This window comes from Streptomyces sp. NPDC101110 (assembly GCF_044759525.1).
GTDB lineage: Bacteria > Actinomycetota > Actinomycetes > Streptomycetales > Streptomycetaceae > Streptomyces.
In genome coordinates this window covers 471,549-489,328 of the sequence record NZ_JBIVZM010000005.1, presented here as the reverse complement: position 1 = coordinate 489,328, position 17,780 = coordinate 471,549, and the positions used below count along the sequence as shown (strand labels likewise).

Annotated in this window: 17 protein-coding genes and 1 tRNA gene; 14 read left to right on the top strand and 4 right to left on the bottom strand. The window is 69.1% G+C overall.

The annotated features are described in order from the left end of the window. Positions 1-74: 74 nt before the first annotated feature. The gene (locus ACIQU3_RS14770) at positions 75-1,418 is read right to left on the bottom strand and encodes a sensor histidine kinase (protein ID WP_403733082.1); all 1,344 of its coding nucleotides are present in this window, start codon (positions 1,416-1,418) and stop codon (positions 75-77) included. Positions 1,419-1,586: 168 nt separating this feature from the next. Between ACIQU3_RS14770 and ACIQU3_RS14765 the strand changes: the two genes are divergently transcribed. The 8 genes from ACIQU3_RS14765 to ACIQU3_RS14730 all read left to right on the top strand — a co-directional run bounded on the left by ACIQU3_RS14765 (position 1,587) and on the right by ACIQU3_RS14730 (position 8,092). Continuing rightward, complete coding sequence (locus ACIQU3_RS14765) at positions 1,587-2,447, top strand: hypothetical protein (protein WP_403925227.1); 861 nt, start codon at positions 1,587-1,589, stop codon at positions 2,445-2,447. A gap of 14 nt (positions 2,448-2,461) precedes the next feature. Further along, positions 2,462-2,537, top strand: a tRNA-Gln gene (locus ACIQU3_RS14760). Positions 2,538-2,668: 131 nt separating this feature from the next. Then, positions 2,669-4,117 carry a bifunctional UDP-N-acetylglucosamine diphosphorylase/glucosamine-1-phosphate N-acetyltransferase GlmU gene (gene glmU / locus ACIQU3_RS14755; RefSeq protein WP_403925224.1) on the top strand — a complete coding sequence of 483 codons (1,449 nt, stop codon included), beginning with the start codon at positions 2,669-2,671 and terminating at the stop codon, positions 4,115-4,117. 136 nt (positions 4,118-4,253) lie between these two features. Beyond that, the gene (locus ACIQU3_RS14750) at positions 4,254-5,234 is read left to right on the top strand and encodes a ribose-phosphate diphosphokinase (RefSeq protein WP_234850236.1); all 981 of its coding nucleotides are present in this window, start codon (positions 4,254-4,256) and stop codon (positions 5,232-5,234) included. 193 nt (positions 5,235-5,427) lie between these two features. Further along, entirely contained in the window at positions 5,428-6,024 is a 597-nt protein-coding gene (locus ACIQU3_RS14745; RefSeq protein WP_403733068.1) for a 50S ribosomal protein L25/general stress protein Ctc, read from the top strand. Between the two features lie 69 nt (positions 6,025-6,093). Further along, positions 6,094-6,696: an aminoacyl-tRNA hydrolase gene (pth, locus tag ACIQU3_RS14740; RefSeq protein WP_403733065.1), complete on the top strand. Its 603-nt coding sequence runs from the start codon at positions 6,094-6,096 to the stop codon at positions 6,694-6,696. A gap of 42 nt (positions 6,697-6,738) precedes the next feature. Next, positions 6,739-7,242, top strand: a complete 504-nt coding sequence (locus ACIQU3_RS14735; protein ID WP_403925221.1) for a hypothetical protein — start codon at positions 6,739-6,741, stop codon at positions 7,240-7,242. A 145-nt stretch (positions 7,243-7,387) separates the two neighbouring features. Beyond that, on the top strand, positions 7,388-8,092 hold the full coding sequence (locus ACIQU3_RS14730) for an LPXTG cell wall anchor domain-containing protein (protein ID WP_403925218.1): 705 nt from the start codon (positions 7,388-7,390) through the stop codon (positions 8,090-8,092). 63 nt (positions 8,093-8,155) lie between these two features. Here ACIQU3_RS14730 and ppc read toward each other — a convergent pair whose 3' ends face one another. Further along, on the bottom strand, positions 8,156-10,888 hold the full coding sequence (ppc, locus tag ACIQU3_RS14725; protein ID WP_403733056.1) for a phosphoenolpyruvate carboxylase: 2,733 nt from the start codon (positions 10,886-10,888) through the stop codon (positions 8,156-8,158). A gap of 294 nt (positions 10,889-11,182) precedes the next feature. On the opposite strand from ppc, the gene ACIQU3_RS14720 reads away from it, so the two are divergent. Together ACIQU3_RS14720 and ACIQU3_RS14715 are read left to right on the top strand one after the other, a co-directional pair. After that, entirely contained in the window at positions 11,183-12,196 is a 1,014-nt protein-coding gene (locus tag ACIQU3_RS14720) for an acyl-CoA desaturase (protein ID WP_403733052.1), read from the top strand. Continuing rightward, positions 12,193-12,870 carry a TetR/AcrR family transcriptional regulator gene (locus ACIQU3_RS14715; RefSeq protein ID WP_053675827.1) on the top strand — a complete coding sequence of 226 codons (678 nt, stop codon included), beginning with the start codon at positions 12,193-12,195 and terminating at the stop codon, positions 12,868-12,870. The genes ACIQU3_RS14720 and ACIQU3_RS14715 overlap by 4 nt, the downstream gene beginning before the upstream one ends. A gap of 145 nt (positions 12,871-13,015) precedes the next feature. Here ACIQU3_RS14715 and ACIQU3_RS14710 read toward each other — a convergent pair whose 3' ends face one another. Then, positions 13,016-13,846: a trans-aconitate 2-methyltransferase gene (locus ACIQU3_RS14710; protein WP_403733047.1), complete on the bottom strand. Its 831-nt coding sequence runs from the start codon at positions 13,844-13,846 to the stop codon at positions 13,016-13,018. Positions 13,847-13,984: 138 nt separating this feature from the next. Here ACIQU3_RS14710 and tamR point away from each other — a divergent pair, with 138 nt between their 5' ends. Further along, positions 13,985-14,482 carry a MarR family transcriptional regulator TamR gene (gene tamR, locus ACIQU3_RS14705; RefSeq protein WP_234850245.1) on the top strand — a complete coding sequence of 166 codons (498 nt, stop codon included), beginning with the start codon at positions 13,985-13,987 and terminating at the stop codon, positions 14,480-14,482. On the opposite strand, the gene ACIQU3_RS14700 is transcribed toward tamR, so the two are convergent. Next, positions 14,441-15,208 (bottom strand): LuxR C-terminal-related transcriptional regulator, encoded by a 768-nt coding sequence (locus tag ACIQU3_RS14700; protein ID WP_403733044.1) that lies wholly within the window; start codon positions 15,206-15,208, stop codon positions 14,441-14,443. The two genes, tamR and ACIQU3_RS14700, sit on opposite strands and share 42 nt — an antisense overlap. Positions 15,209-15,517: 309 nt before the next feature. On the opposite strand from ACIQU3_RS14700, the gene ACIQU3_RS14695 reads away from it, so the two are divergent. The 3 genes from ACIQU3_RS14695 (at position 15,518) to ACIQU3_RS14685 (ending at position 17,764) form a co-directional block, all read left to right on the top strand. Next, positions 15,518-15,976 carry a GNAT family N-acetyltransferase gene (locus ACIQU3_RS14695; protein ID WP_403733041.1) on the top strand — a complete coding sequence of 153 codons (459 nt, stop codon included), beginning with the start codon at positions 15,518-15,520 and terminating at the stop codon, positions 15,974-15,976. 118 nt (positions 15,977-16,094) lie between these two features. Further along, positions 16,095-16,754, top strand: a complete 660-nt coding sequence (locus ACIQU3_RS14690) for a hypothetical protein (RefSeq protein ID WP_403733038.1) — start codon at positions 16,095-16,097, stop codon at positions 16,752-16,754. Next, positions 16,742-17,764, top strand: coding sequence for a hypothetical protein (locus tag ACIQU3_RS14685; RefSeq protein ID WP_403733036.1), 1,023 nt, complete (start codon positions 16,742-16,744; stop codon positions 17,762-17,764). The genes ACIQU3_RS14690 and ACIQU3_RS14685 overlap by 13 nt, the downstream gene beginning before the upstream one ends. Positions 17,765-17,780 lie beyond the last annotated feature (16 nt).

Sequence of the window (17,780 nt, the reverse complement as noted above, 5' to 3'; positions counted from 1 at the left end):
GTCGAAGTTCGGTCCGCGGTCGATCGGCGCTCGGTCCGCGGTCGGTCCGCAGTCGGCGGCCCCGCCCGAACGGGCTACGACGCCGGTATCACCGCCGACACCCGGAAACCCCCCGCATCCGTCGGCCCCGACACGAACACCCCGCCCAGCGCCGACACCCGCTCCCTCATCCCCACCAGCCCGTTCCCCCCGGACGGCAACCGCGCCGACGACGCCGCCTCCTCAGGCGGCTCGTTCTCCACCTGCATCGCGATCTCCGACACCCGATGCGCCAGCCGCACATACGTCTTCGCCCCGGCCGCGTGCTTGTGGACGTTCGTCAACGCCTCCTGCACCACCCGATACGCCGTCTGCTCCACCAACGGCGCATACGACCGCACGTCCCCCTCCACCGACAACGCCACCACCATCCCCGCCGCAGCCGACTGCCCCACCAGCTCCTCGATCTCCGCCAGGCACGGCCCCTCGTCATCCGCCGCCCGCGAAGCAGCCGCAGCAGCAGCCACCCCCACAGCCGCCAACGGCACCGACGCAGATGCCGACGCAGATGCCGATACCGATGCCGACACCGGGGCAGACGGCTCACGCGGCGGGCCGTCCCCACCACTGCGCAGCACCCCGAGCATCTCCCGCAGCTCCGTCAGCGCCTGCCGCCCCATGTCCCCCACCAACGCGGCATTCCTGACGGCCTTCTCCGGATCCTTCCGAGCCACCGCCTGCAACGCCGCGGCATGCACCACCATCAGGCTCACCCGATGCGCGACCACATCGTGCATCTCCCGGGCGATCCGCGTCCGCTCCTCGTTCCGGGCCCACTCGGCCCGCTCCTCAGCCCGCTCCGCCAGCAACTGGAGCTCCCGCTCCAGACTGTCCGCCCGCTCCCGCAGACTCTCCATCAACCGCCGCCGCGCCCCCACGTACAGCCCCAGCAGCACCGGCGGCGCCGTGAAGCCCAGCGACATCGTGATCGCCGCGAAGGGCACGAACCAGTCCCCGATGTCCAGATCCCCCCGCGACATGTCCTGCCGCGTCTTCACGAACGTCACGATCAGCGTCCCCACCAGCGACATCCCCGCCAGCGAACCGATGATCCGCCGGGGCAGCTCGGCCGCGGCCAGCGTGTACAGGCCCACGATGCCCATCAGGAAGCCCATCTCGGCGGGCGTGATGGCGATCGACACCAGCACCACGGCGATCGGCCACCGCCGCCGCACGAGCAGCACGGAACCGGCCAGCAACCCGAAGAGGACCCCCACGGCCACCGGGATCCCCGCGTCCCCGGCGAACGGGATCCCCTCCAGCGCGCACTCCAGCGCGGACACCACGGCCAGGCTCACATCGAGCACGGCGCTGCGCCGCCTGGCCCACCACCACGGCCCTCCCCGGGCCGTCACATGGTCTTCCCCCGTCGCGGTCATGCCTCCCAGCCTACGGGCGGCTCCCGCCGGTTTTCCGTCGCATTTCCCGGACTGGCCTACACCACACTCCGTGACCGTTCGGCCGCGATACCACCCGATATCCCTCGAACTGCTGAATCGCACACCGTTCGACCCCGGAGGCCTCCATTCCGCCCGGACGGTATGCGTATGACACATGCACCGGGCAAGTACGCCGACTTCGAGGGGCTGCGGGAGAGGGCGGTGGCGCTACGACGCCAAGGCCTCAGCCTCCGCCAGATCCGCGACGAGCTGAGGATCTACAACAACGACATCCTCAATCGACTGGTGAAGGGAGAACCACCACCGGCCTGGACGAAGCGTCCGAACGCAAAGGACGACCTGAGGGAGAGGGCGAGGGAACTACGGCTCCAGGGCTGGACATACGACCAGATCGAAGTGGAGCTGGGGTGTTCGAGGAGTTCGGTGTCGCTTTGGGTACGAGATCTGCCGAAGCCTGAACCCAAATACACGCGGGAGCAGCAGCTGGCCCTGATGCAAGCGGGCCTCGTCCGTCTCCGCGCCACTCAGGACGAAGAGCGCGAGCGCGTCAAGGAGGCCGCCTCGCAGGAGGTCGGGCAACTTACGGATCGAGAGCTGTTCCTCACAGGCGTCGCCCTGTACTGGGCCGAAGGCGCCAAGAGCAAGCCGTACGACCGGCGCGAGCGGGTCGTGTTCGTCAACAGTGACCCTGGAGTGATCCAGGTCTACCTCGCCTGGCTCGACCTTCTCGGGGTGGACCGGGAGCGGCTGCGATTCCGGGTACTCATCCATGAATCAGCAGATGTGGACGCCGCCCACCGTCACTGGGCGGACGTCGCGGGCGTCGACACATCTGTCTTCGCCAAGCCGACGCTCAAGAAGCACAACCCCAAGACCGTCCGCAAGAACACCGGCGACGATTACCACGGCTGCCTGGTCGTCACCGTGGCCCGAGGTGCCGAGTTGTACAACCGCATCGAGGGCTGGTGGAGCGGCATCGTGGCCCATGCTGAAGCACGTCTCCGGTAAGGTCTGAGGCGCTGTCCCCCGTGGTGTAACTGGCAGCACACTGGTTTTTGGTACCAGCAGGACAAGGTTCGAATCCTTGCGGGGGAGCCAACGGCGCACCAAGCCTCGGTTCGGGTCCTGACTGGGAAGACCTCGGTCAGGACCCGCACCCATGCCCCCCACAAAACCCCCCGGTATCCTGCGGATGTCACCCCACCCCATCCACAGCCGAAGGGCATCCCGTGAGCGCCAACCGCCCGGCAGCCGTCGTCGTTCTCGCAGCGGGTGAGGGCACCCGTATGAAGTCGGCCACACCCAAGGTCCTGCACGAGCTCTGCGGCCGCAGTCTCGTGGGGCACGTCCTCGCCTCCGCCGGCGAACTGCAGCCCGAGCATCTGGTCGTCGTGGTCGGCCACGCCCGTGAGAAGGTCACCGCCCATCTCGGTGAGATCGCCCCGGACGTCCGCACCGCCGTGCAGGCGGAGCAGAACGGCACCGGGCACGCCGTGCGGATGGGCCTGGAGGAGCTGGGCGGGTCCGTGGACGGGACCGTCGTGGTCGTGTGCGGGGACACGCCCCTGCTGACCGGGGCGACCCTGCGGGCTCTCGCCGGGACGCACTCCGCCGACGGCAACGCGGTCACCGTGCTGACCGCCGAGGTGCCGGACGCGACGGGGTACGGGCGGATCGTCCGTGACGATGCAACGGGGGCCGTCACGGCCATCGTCGAGCACAAGGACGCCACGGACGCCCAGCGGTCGATCCGTGAGATCAACTCGGGTGTGTTCGCGTTCGACGGTCAGCTGCTGGCGGACGCGCTGAAGAAGGTGCGGACGGACAACAGCCAGGGCGAGGAGTACCTGACGGATGTGCTCGGGATCCTGCGTGAGGCGGGGCACCGGGTGGGGGCGTCGGTGGCCGGCGACCACCGTGAGATCGCCGGGATCAACAACCGTGTGCAGCTGTCGGAGGCGCGGCGGATCCTGAACGACCGGTTGCTGACCGAGGCGATGCTTGCGGGTGTGACCGTGGTCGATCCGGCCACGACCTGGGTCGACGTCACCGTGACCTTCGAGCAGGACGTCGTCGTGCACCCGGGGACGCAGTTGCACGGCACGACGCATCTGGCCACGGGTGCGGAGGTCGGGCCGAACTCGCGGCTGACCGACACCCGGGTGGGCGCGGGTGCGCGGGTGGACAACACCGTGGCGGCGGGTGCCGAGGTGGGCGCGGAGGCGACGGTGGGTCCGTTCGCGTATCTGCGGCCGGGGACGCGGCTGGGTGCGAAGGGCAAGATCGGGACGTACGTGGAGACGAAGAACGCGTCGATCGGTGAGGGGACGAAGGTGCCTCACCTGTCGTACGTGGGGGACGCGACGATCGGTGACCAGACGAACATCGGTGCCGCGAGCGTCTTCGTGAACTACGACGGGCAGGAGAAGCACCACACCACCATCGGTTCGCATTGCCGTACGGGCTCGGACAACATGTTTGTGGCGCCTGTCACGGTGGGGGACGGTGCGTACACCGCTGCGGGGTCTGTGATCACGAAGGATGTGCCGGCGGGTTCGCTGGCCGTGGCCCGTGGTCAGCAGCGGAATATCGAGGGTTGGGTGGCTCGTAAGCGTCCGGGGAGCGCGGCCGCGAAGGCGGCGGAGGCGGCTTCCCGGGAGTCGGCCGGCGAGGGCTGACCGGAAACCGATGCCTCAAACACGGCGTACGGTGATAAGTGCACAACCCGCACCCCCACCAGCTGAGACGGCCTCCGGCAAGTCGGCTGCGAGGTCTCTCGCCACCCAGCTGCGACACCTCTGAGGAGACAGTGCTGTGACCGGGATCAAGACGACCGGCGAGAAGAAGTTGATGTTCTTCTCCGGCCGCGCCCACCCCGAGCTTGCCGAGGAGGTCGCCCAGCAGTTGGGTGTCGGGGTTGTCCCGACGAAGGCCTTCGACTTCGCGAACGGCGAGATCTATGTGCGTTATCAGGAGTCGGCGCGTGGTGCCGACTGCTTCCTGATCCAGAGCCACACGGCTCCGATCAACAAGTGGATCATGGAGCAGCTGATCATGATCGACGCGCTGAAGCGTGCGTCGGCCCGCTCCATCACGGTCATCGTGCCGTTCTACGGTTACGCGCGGCAGGACAAGAAGCACCGTGGACGTGAACCGATTTCGGCGCGTCTGATCGCGGACATGATGAAGACCGCGGGTGCGGACCGGATCCTGACCGTGGATCTGCACACGGACCAGATCCAGGGCTTCTTCGACGGTCCGGTGGACCACCTGTTCGCGCTGCCGCTGCTGGCGGACTACGTGGGCCGGAAGGTGGACCGGGAGAAGCTGACGGTGGTGTCTCCGGACGCGGGCCGTGTGCGGGTGGCCGACCGTTGGTGCGACCGTCTGGGTGCGCCGCTGGCGATCGTGCACAAGCGGCGTGACAAGGACGTCGCGAACCAGGTCACCGTCCACGAGGTCGTGGGTGAGGTGGAGGGTCGCGTGTGTGTCCTGGTGGACGACATGATCGACACCGGTGGGACGATCTGTGCCGCGGCGGACGCGCTGTTCGCGCACGGTGCGGAGGACGTGATCGTGACGGCGACGCACGGTGTGCTGTCGGGTCCGGCCGCGGACCGGCTGAAGAACTCGCGGGTGAGTGAGTTCGTGTTCACGAACACGCTGCCGACGCCGTCGGAGCTGAGCGGTGATCTGGACAAGATCTCGGTGCTGTCGATCGCGCCGACGATCGCGAGTGCGGTGCGTGAGGTGTTCGAGGACGGTTCGGTGACGAGCCTGTTCGACGAGCAGTAGGCCCCGGCGTGGTGCCGGCGTAGATCCTTTTGGGTGCGGCCTCCCTGTCCGAGTAGACTGCTGCAGTTGCTCGGCGAGGGAGGCCGTTCCCGTTGTTCTTCGGGATGCGGCTGTCCGTTATCGACGCGCTCTTCGTAGCAGGCCGTTCGTGGCCGGGTGACCACGTCCGTTTTTCTGACTATGAGGAGTGATCATGTCCGAGGTGAAGATCGCCGCCGAGACGCGCACCGAGTTCGGCAAGGGTGCCGCGCGCCGTATCCGTCGTGAGGACAAGGTTCCCGGCGTGCTGTACGGGCACGGTTCGGACCCGCTGCACCTGACCCTGCCGGGTCACGCGCTGCTGATGGCGCTGCGTACGCCGAACGTCCTGATCGCGCTGGACATCGACGGCAAGACGAACGAGCTGGCGATCCCGAAGTCGGTGCAGCGTGACCCGCTGAAGGGCTTCCTGGAGCACGTGGACCTGCTGCTGGTGAAGCGCGGCGAGAAGGTCACCGTCGAGGTCCCGGTGCAGACCGAGGGTGAGCTGGCCCCGGGTGGTTACCTGCTGGAGCACGTGCTGAACGCGCTGCCGGTGGAGGCCGAGGCCACGCACATTCCGGAGTCGGTGACGGTGTCCGTCGAGGGTCTCGAGGCCGGTGCCTCGATCCTCGCGAAGGACATCACGCTGCCCAAGGGCACCACGCTGGCCGTCGAGGAGGACGCTGTCGTCCTCCAGGTGCTGGCCGCGCAGGCCGAGGAGGCCCCGGAGGGCGAGGAGGCCGCTGAGGAAGAGGCCGCCGAGGCCTGATCCTCTGCGTCGTCGTTTCGTCGGCCGCTGTTCCCGTGCGGGGCAGCGGCCGACGCGTATGAAGGAGACATGGACGTGACGACCGATGCGGCCGCTCCGTGGCTGATCGTGGGGCTGGGCAATCCGGGGCCGGAGTATGCGGGGAACCGGCACAACGTGGGTTTCATGGTGGCCGATCTGCTGGCGGACCGGGTCGGGGGGAGGTTCAAGCGGGCCGGGCGGGCGCAGGCGCAGGTCGTGGAGGGCCGGATCGGGCCGCCGGGGCCGTTGAACCGGCGGGTGGTTCTGGCGAAGCCGATGTCGTACATGAACCTGTCGGGCGGGCCGGTGAACGCGCTGCGGGATTTCTACAAGGTGCCGGTGGGTCATGTGGTGGCGGTGCATGACGAGTTGGACATCGACTACGGGGTGCTGCGGCTGAAGCTGGGTGGCGGGGACAACGGGCACAACGGGCTGAAGTCGATGACGAAGGCGTTCGGTGCGGAGTATCACCGGGTGCGGTTCGGGATCGGGCGGCCGCCGGGCCGGATGCCGGTGGCGGATTTCGTGCTGAAGGATTTCTCGTCGTCGGAGCGCAAGGAGCTGGACTACTTCGTGGACCGGGCGGCGGATGCGGTGGAGTGTCTGGTGATCGAGGGGCTGGAGCGGGCGCAAAGCACGTACAACTCCTGACTTGTCACCCGTCGAGGTTGACGGGCCGTTCAGGCATGGCCAATGATCCCGGCCATGCCTGCCATTGCCGCCTCTTCGTCCCAGGCTTCGACTGCCGTGCTGCGGTTCGGGCGGTTCGCGGCGATGGGTTCGGTCGTGGTGCTGATCCTGATCGCGGGTGTGTGGGCGTCGTGGGGTACGGCGCAGCACGTGATGCTGACGAAGGGCCGGGAGCAGGGCACGGTCGATGTGTCGCGGTGTGGGTCCGAGGTGTGCTGGGGCCGGTACACGCCGTTGTCGGCGGGTTCGCAGCCGCGGGCGCGGGTGGTGCTGGAGAAGTCGGTCGCGGTGGAGCGCGGCCGGACGTACACGGTGGTCGTGAAGCCCGGTGGTGACGGCGCGGTGCGTTCGGGTCCGGCGGGTGTGCTGTACGCGTGGGTTCCGCTCGGTGGTGCGTTGTTGCTGGCGTCGGTCGTGGTGGCGGGTGGTCTGTTGCGGTCGCGGCTCGCGTGGGTGATGGGGTTGTCGGGGGTGGCTTTGCTGACGGCGGCTTTCGTCGCCGTGTGAGATGTGGGGCCGCCGTTTCCCGTGTGTTTCCCGTGTGCCGGTGCGAGTGTTGTGTGTTCGTGATTGACGTGTGGCCGGGCGAGGCCGGAAGCTGAGCCGCCCCCTCCACATGTTCCTGTCACTTCTCGAAGACGGACTGCCTGTGATGCGATCCCTCTCCCGTTTCGGCGCTGTCTGCGCTGCCGCTTCCTCGGTTCTCCTGTTCGCTCCGGCCGCCCACGCCACTCCCCCCGGCGACAACGGCACGGTGAAGATCCATGACGCCTCGACGGGTGAGGAGCTGCGGCGCAATGAGCCGCATGTGTGCGCCTTCTACCTGGATGCCTTCGGTTTCGACGGGGGGCAGAAGGTCGACTGGCACATCGACGCGATCCCTCCGAGTGAGAACAAGGGGGAGAGGGTGGAGTCCGGTGCGCTGGTGCTGGACGCCGAGGGTCACGGCCGGACCGGGGATCTGACGCTGCCCGACGGGCATTACAAGCTGTTCTGGACGTTCGAGGGTGAGAAGGGGTCCGCCAAGCACAAGGTGTTCTGGTCGGACTGCGAGGACGAGCAGGAGCCGGGTGGTTCGACGCCGTCGGGTTCGGCGTCGGCATCGCCGTCGTCGGGTGCGTCCGGTGAGCCGTCGGGTGAGCCGGGTGGGTCGGCGTCGCCGAGTGCGTCGGCCGGCGGTGGGGTGCCTGCTTCTTCGGCGCCGTCCTCGTCGCCGTCGGCGCAGGGTGGTGGCGACGGTGATCTCGCCGAGACGGGCAACGGGGCGCCGGTGGGTGTGCTGTCCGGTGTGGCGGCGGCCCTGGTGGCGTGTGGCGGGTTCCTGGTGGTGCGGCGCCGGAGGGCCGGCCGCGGCTGATCCGGACGGCACTGTGCCCCCGAGCCTGTACGGGCTCGGGGGCACAGTGGTGTCCGGGGCGGTTCAGCCGGTGTTGCGCAGGCCGGCTGCCACGCCGTTGACGGTGAGGAGGAGGGCGCGGGCGAGGAGCGGGTCGGGCTGCTCGCCGGCTTCGGCGGCGTCGCGCTGCCTCTTGAGGAGGGCGACCTGGAGGTAGGAGATGGGGTCGAGGTAGGCGTCGCGGATGGCGAAGGTCTGCTTCAGGACGGGCGCGGCGTCGAGGAGTTCCTCTTCACCGGTGACGCGCAGCACCTCACGCACGGTCAGTTCGTGTTCGGTCTTGATGGTGTCGAAGACGTGCTTGAGCTCGTCGGGGACGAGGCTGTCGACGTAGTGCTGGGCGATCCGCAGATCGGTCTTGGCCAGGGTCATCTCGACGTTGGAGATGAAGTTGCGGAAGAAGTGCCACTGTCCGTACATCTCGTCGAGGACGGTGTCGAGGCCGGCTTCGCGCAGGGCCTTGAGGCCGGAGCCGACGCCGAACCAGCCGGGGACGATCTGCCGGGACTGGGTCCAGCCGAACACCCAGGGGATGGCGCGCAGGCCGTCGAGCGATACGCCGGAACCGGGGCGGCGGGAGGGCCGGGAGCCCAGGTGCAGGTCGGCGAGCTGGTCCACCGGAGTCGACGCGAGGAAGTACGTCGGCAGGTCGGGGTCCTCGACGAGGCGTCGGTAGGCGGCGTGGGCGGCGTCGGAGGCGACGTCCATCGCGGCGTCCCAGCGGGCGAGGGCCTCGGTGGACTGGCGGGGCGCGGTGTGCAGGGCGGAGGCCTGGAGGGTGGCCGCGACGGTGAGTTCGAGGTTCTCCCGGGCCAGGGAGGGGATGAGGTACTTGTCGGAGATGACCTCGCCCTGCTCGGTCACCTTGATCTCGCCCTCCAGGGTGCCCCAGGGCTGGGCGAGGATGGCGTCGTGGGTGGGGCCGCCGCCGCGGCCGACGGTGCCGCCGCGGCCGTGGAAGAGGCGCAGGCGGACGCCGTAGCGGTGGGCGACGTCGCGCAGCCGGCGCTGGGCGCGGTGGATCTCCCACTGGCTGGTGGTGATGCCGCCGAACTTGGAGGAGTCGGAGTAGCCGAGCATGACCTCCTGGACGTCGCCCCGCAGCGCGACGAGGCGCCGGTAGGACGGGTCGGAGAGCATGTCCTCGAGGATGGTGTCGGCGGCCTTGAGCTCGTCGGTGGTTTCGAGCAGCGGCACGATGCCGATCTTGGCCCAGCCGGCGTGCAGGTCGATGAGGCCGGCTTCGCGGGCGAGGACGGCGGCGGCGAAGACGTCGTCGGCGCCCTGGCACATGGAGATGATGTAGGACTCGATGACCTCGGGTCCGAAGACCTCCAGGGCGCGCTTGACGGTGCCGAAGACGCCGAGGGTCTTCTCGCCGGGGGCGTCGACGGGTGCCGGGGTGGGGGCGAGGGGCCTGCGGGAGCGGAGCTCCTTGGCGAGGAGCTTGGCGCGGTAGTCGCGGGGCATGTCGGCGTAGCGCCAGGATTCCTCGCCGAGCCGGTCGAAGAGCTGGCCGAGGGCGTGGTGGTGGGCGTCGGCGTGTTCGCGGACGTCCATGGTGGCGAGCTGGAGACCGAAGGCGGCGAGGGTGCGGATGGTGCGGGCGAGGCGGCCGTCGGCGAAGAGTCCGCCGCGGTGCTCGCGCAGGGAGTTCTGGATGATCCGCAGGTCGGCGAGGAGTTCGCCGGTGCCGAGGTAGTCGTGGCCGTCGCGGTGGGCGGTGCCCTTGGCGAGGCGCTTCTTGGTGTTCTCCAGCTTCTGCCGGATGCAGGTGGCCTTGAGCCGGTAGGGCTCTTCGGCGTTGAGGCGCTTGTAGCGGGGGCTGATCTCGGGGAGGTTCTCCAGGTCGGCCTGGAGGGAGGTCAGCAGTTCCTCGGTGGCGCCGGCGTAGCGGATGGAGTTGGAGAGGAAGCCGCGGAGTTCGTCGATGGTCTCCAGGGCGTCGTTGATGCCGTGCTCGTGCTGGAGGATCAGGACGTCCCAGGTCACCTGGGGGGTGACGTTGGGGTTGCCGTCGCGGTCGCCGCCGATCCAGGTGCCGAAGGTGAGGGGGCGGGTGTCGTCGGGAAGCTTGACCCCGGCGCGTTCCAGTTCGGCGGTGAGGTCCTCCAGGACGTCGCCGACGGCGCCCGCGTGCAGCTCGTCGAGGTAGTAGATGGCGTTGCGGGCCTCGTCGGCGGGCTCGGGGCGCACCACGCGCAGTTCGTCGGTCTGCCAGACGAGGTCGATGTTCTCGGCCAGGCGGGTGTCCAGGCGGCGCCGGTCGGATTCGATGACCGGGGTCTCCAGGAGCGCGGCGACGCGCCGGAGCTTGTTGAGGACGGAGCGGCGGGCGGCCTCGGTGGGGTGGGCCGTGAAGACGGGGCGGACGTTGAGGTTGCGGACCGTCTCGCGCAGGTGCTCGGGGTCGGCGTCCTTGAGCCGGTCGGCCGTACGGGCGAGGAGTCCGCCCTCGGCGGCGCGGCGGGCGCGCAGCTCGCGGCCGCGGTGGACCTGCTCGGTGACGTTGGCCAGGTGGAAGTAGGTGGAGAAGGCGCGGACCAGCTTGGCCGCGGTGTCGAGTTCGGTGCCGCGCAGCAGCTCGGCGGCGGCCTCGCCGTCCTCGCGGGTGAGGCGGCGGACCTTTTCGACGAGTTCCAGCAGTTCGGGGCCTTCTTGGCGGACGAGGGTCTCGCCGAGGAGGTCACCCAGCCGGCGGATGTCGGCTCGCAGCTCGCTGCTCGTCGTCGTGGTCTGGTCGTCGGCACTGCTCACAGGTGCGGCTCCTTGCAGTGTTGAAGCTCGTCTGGGAGGGGAACCCGGACGGCGTCTCGCGCGGCGGGGCGCCGCATACGGTCCGGACATCCGGGAAGAAATCAGAGCGGACCGCGCTGTCCGACCGACTCAAGGATAGGTGTCGGCAAGGACGCGCAGGCTCGCGGGCTCTTGCCGCCGGGCGACGCACTGCCATACTTACGATGCCGTAGGTTACGGACCCGTAGGAAGTACGTGACGGTTCTCGTGCCCCGGCTACCCCTTCTCCCTCCACATACCCCCCAGGGGACGCGTATGACCAGTAGTTCCGATGTGATCGAGGACGCTCCCGAGGCGCCCGGTCAGGCCACCGAAGTCGCCCCGGCGACGCTGGGCGGCGAGCAGAAGCGGTCCATCGAGCAGATCGCCCTCCTCCTCTTCATCATCGTCCCGTTCCTCGCTCTGCTGGCGGCGGTGCCGCTCGCCTGGGGCTGGGGAGTGAGCTGGCTGGACCTCGGTCTGCTGGTCTTCTTCTACTACCTCGGGTGCCACGGCATCACGATCGGCTTCCACCGTCACTTCACCCATGGGTCCTTCAAGGCCAGGCGGCCGTTGAAGATCGCGCTGGCGATCGCGGGTTCCATGGCGGTCGAGGGGCCGCTGGTGCGCTGGGTGGCCGACCACCGCAAGCACCACAAGTTCTCCGACGCGGAGGGCGACCCGCACTCGCCGTGGCGTTTCGGTGAGACGCTCCCGGCCCTGATGAAGGGCCTGTGGTGGGCACACATCGCATGGATGTTCGACGAGGAGCAGACGTCGCAGGAGAAGTACGCGCCCGACCTGATCAAGGACAGGACGCTGCGTAACATCTCCCGCCAGTTCGTCCTGTGGACGGTGGTGTCGCTGGCGCTGCCGCCGCTGATCGGCGGTCTGGTGACGATGTCCTGGTGGGGCGCGTTCACCGGCTTCTTCTGGGGTTCGCTCGTCCGGGTGGCCCTGCTGCACCATGTGACGTGGTCGATCAACTCGATCTGCCACGCGGTCGGCAAGCGCCCGTTCAAGTCGCGTGACCGTTCGGGCAACGTGTGGTGGCTGGCGGTGCTGTCGTGCGGTGAGTCGTGGCACAACCTGCACCACGCCGACCCGACGTCGGCCCGGCACGGCGTGATGCGCGGCCAGCTGGATTCGTCCGCCCGGCTGATCCGCTGGTTCGAGATGGCGGGCTGGGCGTACGACGTGAGGTGGCCGTCACGCTCGCGTATCGATTCGCGCCGTAACACCGGGGAAGGCGGCTCCCCGCGCGGGAAGGAGCCCGTCGAGGCGGCATGATGGTCGCTGTGGCGACCGACTCGAGCAGCACCCCCAGCAATGACAAGCCGCGGCGAGCGCGCCGCACCCGGATGACCGGTGCCGAGCGCCGTCAGCAACTGCTGGAGATCGGTCGCACGCTCTTCGCGGCGAAGGGCTTCGAGGGCACGTCGGTGGAGGAGATCGCGGCGAAGGCCGGGGTGTCCAAGCCGGTGGTGTACGAGCACTTCGGCGGCAAGGAAGGGCTGTACGCGGTCGTCGTGGACCGTGAGATGCGGCGCCTGCTGGACATGGTGACCAGTTCGCTCACGGCCGGTCACCCGCGCGAACTGTGCGAACAGGCCGCGTTCGCGCTGCTGGACTACATCGAGGAGTACACGGACGGGTTCCGCATCCTGGTCCGTGACTCGCCCATCCCCCAGTCGACGGGTTCCTTCGCCTCGTTGATCTCCGACATCGCCACCCAGGTGGAGGACATCCTGGGCCGCGAGTTCAAGAGCCGCGGCTTCGACCCGAAGCTGGCCCCGCTGTACGCGCAGGCCCTGGTCGGCATGGTCGCTCTGACCGGCCAGTGGTGGCTGGACGTGCGCCGGCCGAAGAAGGCCGAGGTGGCCGCGCACCTGGTGAACCTGGCGTGGCACGGCCTGGACGGGATAGAGGCCAAGCCGCACTTGATAGGACGCCGCAAGGCCTAGTGCCTTCGCCACACGCCCTGACGCGTGACTCCAGGCGGTCGCCGAACGCGTCCTGCGTGTGGAACCGCCGGCGCCCCGGCAGGGGGCGGCCGCTCCCGGCTGCCGGGCGGGGCTGCGAGCGGGGCGTGGTCGAGGGCGGTGATCATCAGCTCTCCTTCCGGGCCACGGCGAACACCCGGCGGAACGGGAACGGCGTGCCGTGCGTACCGGCCGGGTAGGCCTCGCGCAGGGCCGCCCGGTACTCGGCGACGAAGGCCTCCCGCTGCTCCGGCTCGTCGGCGAGGGCGGTGAGCACGGGCCGCAGTCCGGTCCCCTTCACCCAGTCGAGCACCGGGTCCTCGCCCTGGAGCAGGTGGATGTACGTCGTCTCCCACACGTCGGCCGCGCAGCCGAGGGAGGTCAGCCGCTCCAGGTAGGTCTCGGGGGTGCCGACGGCGTCGGCGTGGCGCAGGATGCCGGCGAGCCGGGTGCGCCAGCGCGGTGCATTTGCGAGTTCACGCATGAGCCGGTGGCTGGGAGCGTCGAAGTTGCCCGGCACCTGGAAGGCGAGGGTGCCTCCCGGGTTCAGTCCGGCCACCCAGCCGGCGAACCGTTCGGCGTGCCCGGGCACCCATTGCAGCGTGGCGTTGCTGACGATGAGGTCGTACGGCTCGTCCGGCGTCCAGGTCCGTACGTCGGCGTGCTCGAAGTCGAGACACCCTCCGCCCGGAGTCGGCCCCTGGTGGTCGACGTGGGCCTTGTCGAGCATCTCGGGCGAGTTGTCGTAGCCGGTGATCAGTGCGGTGGGCCAGCGGGTGGCGAGCAGCGTGGTGACGTTGCCCGGGCCGCAGCCGAGGTCGGCGATGCGGGGACGGCCGTCGGGCGACCGGACGGGCAGGTCGGGGACGCGGGCGAGGAGGTCGGTGAAGGGGCGGGCGCGGTGGCCGGCGTGACGGAGGTACTGGCCGGGGTCCCAGGTGGGCGCGGCTGCGGGCATGGTTCCTCCTGGTGTCCTGATGTGTCCCGGTGGTGACCGTGCGGGGGCGCACACCCAGCGTGACGCCAGGAGTATCTCGATGTCAAGAAACTGGATGTCAAGAGACTCTACGTCGACACAACCACTACACTGATCGTCATGGAGGACGAGGTCGATCGGCTGGTCGCGGCGTGGCGCCGGGAGCGCCCGGACCTCGACGTGGAACCGCTCGAGGTGCTCAGCCGCGTGAGCAGGCTGGCCCGGCATCTGGACCGGGCGCGGCGGCTGGCGTTCTCGGAGCACAACCTGGAGCCGTGGGAGTTCGACGTCCTGACGGCCCTGCGCAGGGCGGGTACGCCGTACCAGCTCTCGCCGGGACAGCTCCTCACCCAGACCCTGGTCACCTCGGGCACGATGACGAACCGCATCGACCGTCTGGCGAAGAAGGGCCTGGTGGAGCGCCTCCCCGACCCCAGCGACCGCCGGGGGGTCCTGGTGCGGCTGACGGTCGAAGGCCGGGACCGCGCGGACCAGGCCCTGGCGGGTCTGCTGGACCAGGAGCGCGCGATCCTCGCGGAGCTCTCCCGAGCCCAGCGCGGTGAGCTGGCGGGGCTGCTACGCCAGCTGACCGCCCCGTTCGACAACATCCCCGGCTAGGTCCACCGGCCCGACCCCGGCCCGCCGTGCGAGGGCGACGGCGGCGAGGGTGGAATGCACGCCGAGCTTGCCGAGGACGTTCTGCATGTGGGTCCGTACGGTGTGCGGCGACAGGAACAGGCGCTCGGCGACGGCCTTGCGCCCCAGTCCCGCCACCATGCACCGCAGCACTTCCCGCTCACGCGGAGTGAGGGACTCGACGAGCCGCTCACTCTCGGTGCGGTGCTTGCGGGCTGCGGTGAGCTCCCGCAGCACACCCGTCAGCAGGGCGGGCGGCAGATGGGTCTCCTCCCGCAGCACGCCCCGGATGACCGTGAGCAGCCGGGACAGCGAGCAGTCCTTGGCGACCCAGCCGGAGGCGCCGGCCTGCAGGGCGAGGGCCGCCCGCCGCGGGTCGTCCTTCTCGGCGAGCACGACGATCCGTACGTTCGGCTGCGCGGAGCGCACACCCGTGACGAGGGAGATCCCGTCGACGAGCCCGTCCTCGTTGCCCTCCTGCACGGGGACGGCCGGGCGGGTGCCCGGTACCTTGCCGCCCAGATCGGCGTCCACGAGCAGCACGTCGAACCGCCGCCCCTCGGCGACCGCCCGCTCCAGGCTGCGCAGCGCGGCCGGACCACTGCCGGCCGCGGAGACGTCGACATCGGGCTCGGCGGCGAGGGCCGCCGCGAGTGACTCGGCGAAGATGCGATGGTCGTCGACGACCAGGACTCGGATGCGAACCACGTAACCCCCTTCCCCAGTGCTCCTGAAGAGCAGGGGATACCCCAACGTCGGGGGTTGACACCGCACGGGTACGACGCCGGGGTGTCAGGGTCCGCTGCGTTGCGTCGTCCGTCCTTGCCGCAGCGGCCTGTTCGGGTCGCCGCAGCCGCACGGCCGCCGCCGTGCAGTACCGCCACCCCCACCCCGGGCGTCGTACCCCGGCTGTCTCGCCCCCTGATCGGCACCGGCCCCCACCGGTGCTGTTCATCAGGGTACGGACGGGGGCCCGGAGCGGAAGGTTATTTGCAGAACTGACTGTCCGACGCGTTTATGGTGTGCCGCATGTTCCGTCTTGAGACAGAAGTCGACAAGGACCGACGTGATCTGCTCCGCACCCGCCTGCGGGACACGAACACCGCCGCCTCTCCGATCCTGCGCGCCCTGCGCGGGACACCGGACGAAAGGGACAGGCCCTTGCATGTGTGGGCTGTGAACGACGGAACCGACGACCTCGCGGGCGGTCTGGTCGGGCACACCTGGGCGACCTGGCTCCACGTGACCTACCTCTGGGTCGACGAACGCCATCGCGGCAGGGGCCTGGGCGCACGGCTCCTCGCGGAGGCGGAACACATCGCGTCCACGTCCCGCGGCTGCCGGTCGTCCCGCCTGGAAACCTGGGACTTCCAGGCCCCGCGGTTCTACGAGAAGCAGGGGTACGAGGTCGTGTGCGTGGTGCCGGACTATCCGCCGGGGATCACGGAGTACTCGCTGGTGAAGAGGCTGGGGTAGCGGGGGGCGAGTTGCGGGGCCGGTTGCGGGCGCGAACCCCTCGGTGACGCCCGGGCGTCACTCACCGATAGCGTTGGTTCGCTTGAGTTATCCCCCCACATGATCAACGGGAGACACAGTGAACCGCCCCGCTCGGCTCGTGACAGCCGCGCTCACCGCAACCGCGGCCCTGCTGCTGACCGCCTGTGGCTCGGGGGGAGGTGACGGTTCGTCATCGTCCGACAAGATCGCCGGTGCGGGTTCGGGCGACACGGCCTCTGCTTCGCCTTCGGCTTCGGCGTCCGCCGACGGGATCGATCGGCCCGACGTCAAGCTGCCTTCGGACATGAAGATGGTGTTCGAGGGCCGGCAGACCGGCGACGCCGTCAAGGACGCGATCCTGGCGGACAACGAACGCACTGTCAGCACCGTGTGGCAGGCCATGGCATACGGCGACCTGAAGAACTCGGGCATGGCCTTCTACTACACGGACAACGCGCTGGTCGGCATCTACCAGTATGCGAAGGGGGCCATCGACAAGAAGACCAGCTGGGCCGGCACGCTGCGCTACTTCGACCGCCGGGTGACGGTGTTCGACAAGAAGTCCGCGGCATTGACGTACTGCGTCGACGAGAGCAAAGCAGACCTCAAGGATCGCGAGACGAACAAGCTGCAGGGCACCAAGACCACGCCCAACAGTTACGTCTTCTACAACCTCGGCCTGAAGAAGAACAAGGAAGGCGTCTGGCAGACCTGGGACCTCACCGAGGACCGGGGGTCGCAGAAGTGCCAGCCCTGACGCGGCGCCTGGGGCTGGCGGCCCTGACCGTGACGCTGACCGGACTCGGGACGTTTCCGGCTACGGCTGGAGGGTTCGACACTGTCGGTTCCCAGCAGAAGAAGACATCCGGGGACTCCTCAGGCCCGGCCCTTGAATCCCGAGTCAGCATCACGGTCAAGGGCACCAAGGCGAAGGGCAGCGGTCCGATCACCTCCACCGCCGTGGACTGGGAGCCGCCCGCCTGCTGGTATGAGCCGTACTGGAAGGCCAAGGATTTCAAGACCTTCAACGAGGCCAAGTGGTCGATGTACGAGTCTGCCGGAGGCTCGCCCGAAGGCATCGCCGACGTCCAGGCCCGCTACAAGAAGGGCCACCCGTACAAGGACTTCAACGTCGCCAAGAACGACGAGGGCATGTGGTGGGTGGCGGTGAAGAACCCGGAGATGAAGGACGACCCGGCGGCCAAGTCCTGCACGCGTGACCCCTTCTGGGTCGACAACGGCAAGAACCCCGGTGTCCCTCAGGCCATCGACACCGAGACCCTCGCCGGGCTCGCCCACCAGCGGACCGTCGTGCCGCCGACGAAGATCTCCCTCGCTCCGGAGGCCAGGTCGACGGTGAACGCGCCCACGTGGGTCTGGCTGGACAAGGGCGCCTTCAAACTCGTCTCGGTCACGGCGAGTCTGCCCGGCACGGGACTGTGGGCGACCACCACGGCCAAGCCGGTCAGCTTGCACCTGAATCCGGGAACAGCGGACGCGGAGACCCTTCCGGCGTCCGGTGAGTGCCTGATCAACGACGACGGCTCCATCGGAGAGCCGTACGCCCGGGGCAAGGCGGAGCTGACGCCACCGTGCGGGGTACGGTACCTGCGCTCCTCGGGAGACGACACCTACGGCCTTGAGGCGACGCTCACCTGGGAGATCACCTGGGAGGGCGCGGGCGGCACCGGCGGTGACCTGCCCAACGGCACGTTCGCCACCACCACCGAGGTGCCGGTCCAGGAGATCCAGTCCGTCAACCGCTGACAAGGTGACGGCAGCG

Bases quoted from the DNA above. Each gene is read 5' to 3' on its own strand.
- ACIQU3_RS14735 (WP_403925221.1), top strand. From the start codon at position 6,739: ATGATCCCGGCCATGCCTGCCATTGCCGCCTCTTCGTCCCAGGCTTCG.
- ACIQU3_RS14715 (WP_053675827.1), top strand. From the start codon at position 12,193: ATGATGGTCGCTGTGGCGACCGACTCGAGCAGCACCCCCAGCAATGAC.
- pth (WP_403733065.1), top strand. From the start codon at position 6,094: ATGGACGTGACGACCGATGCGGCCGCTCCGTGGCTGATCGTGGGGCTG.
- ACIQU3_RS14770 (WP_403733082.1), bottom strand. From the start codon at position 1,418: ATGACCGCGACGGGGGAAGACCATGTGACGGCCCGGGGAGGGCCGTGG.
- ACIQU3_RS14745 (WP_403733068.1), top strand. From the start codon at position 5,428: ATGTCCGAGGTGAAGATCGCCGCCGAGACGCGCACCGAGTTCGGCAAG.
- tamR (WP_234850245.1), top strand. From the start codon at position 13,985: ATGGAGGACGAGGTCGATCGGCTGGTCGCGGCGTGGCGCCGGGAGCGC.
- ACIQU3_RS14710 (WP_403733047.1), bottom strand. From the start codon at position 13,846: ATGCCCGCAGCCGCGCCCACCTGGGACCCCGGCCAGTACCTCCGTCAC.
- ACIQU3_RS14720 (WP_403733052.1), top strand. From the start codon at position 11,183: ATGACCAGTAGTTCCGATGTGATCGAGGACGCTCCCGAGGCGCCCGGT.
- ACIQU3_RS14730 (WP_403925218.1), top strand. From the start codon at position 7,388: ATGCGATCCCTCTCCCGTTTCGGCGCTGTCTGCGCTGCCGCTTCCTCG.
- ACIQU3_RS14695 (WP_403733041.1), top strand. From the start codon at position 15,518: ATGGTGTGCCGCATGTTCCGTCTTGAGACAGAAGTCGACAAGGACCGA.
- ACIQU3_RS14765 (WP_403925227.1), top strand. From the start codon at position 1,587: ATGACACATGCACCGGGCAAGTACGCCGACTTCGAGGGGCTGCGGGAG.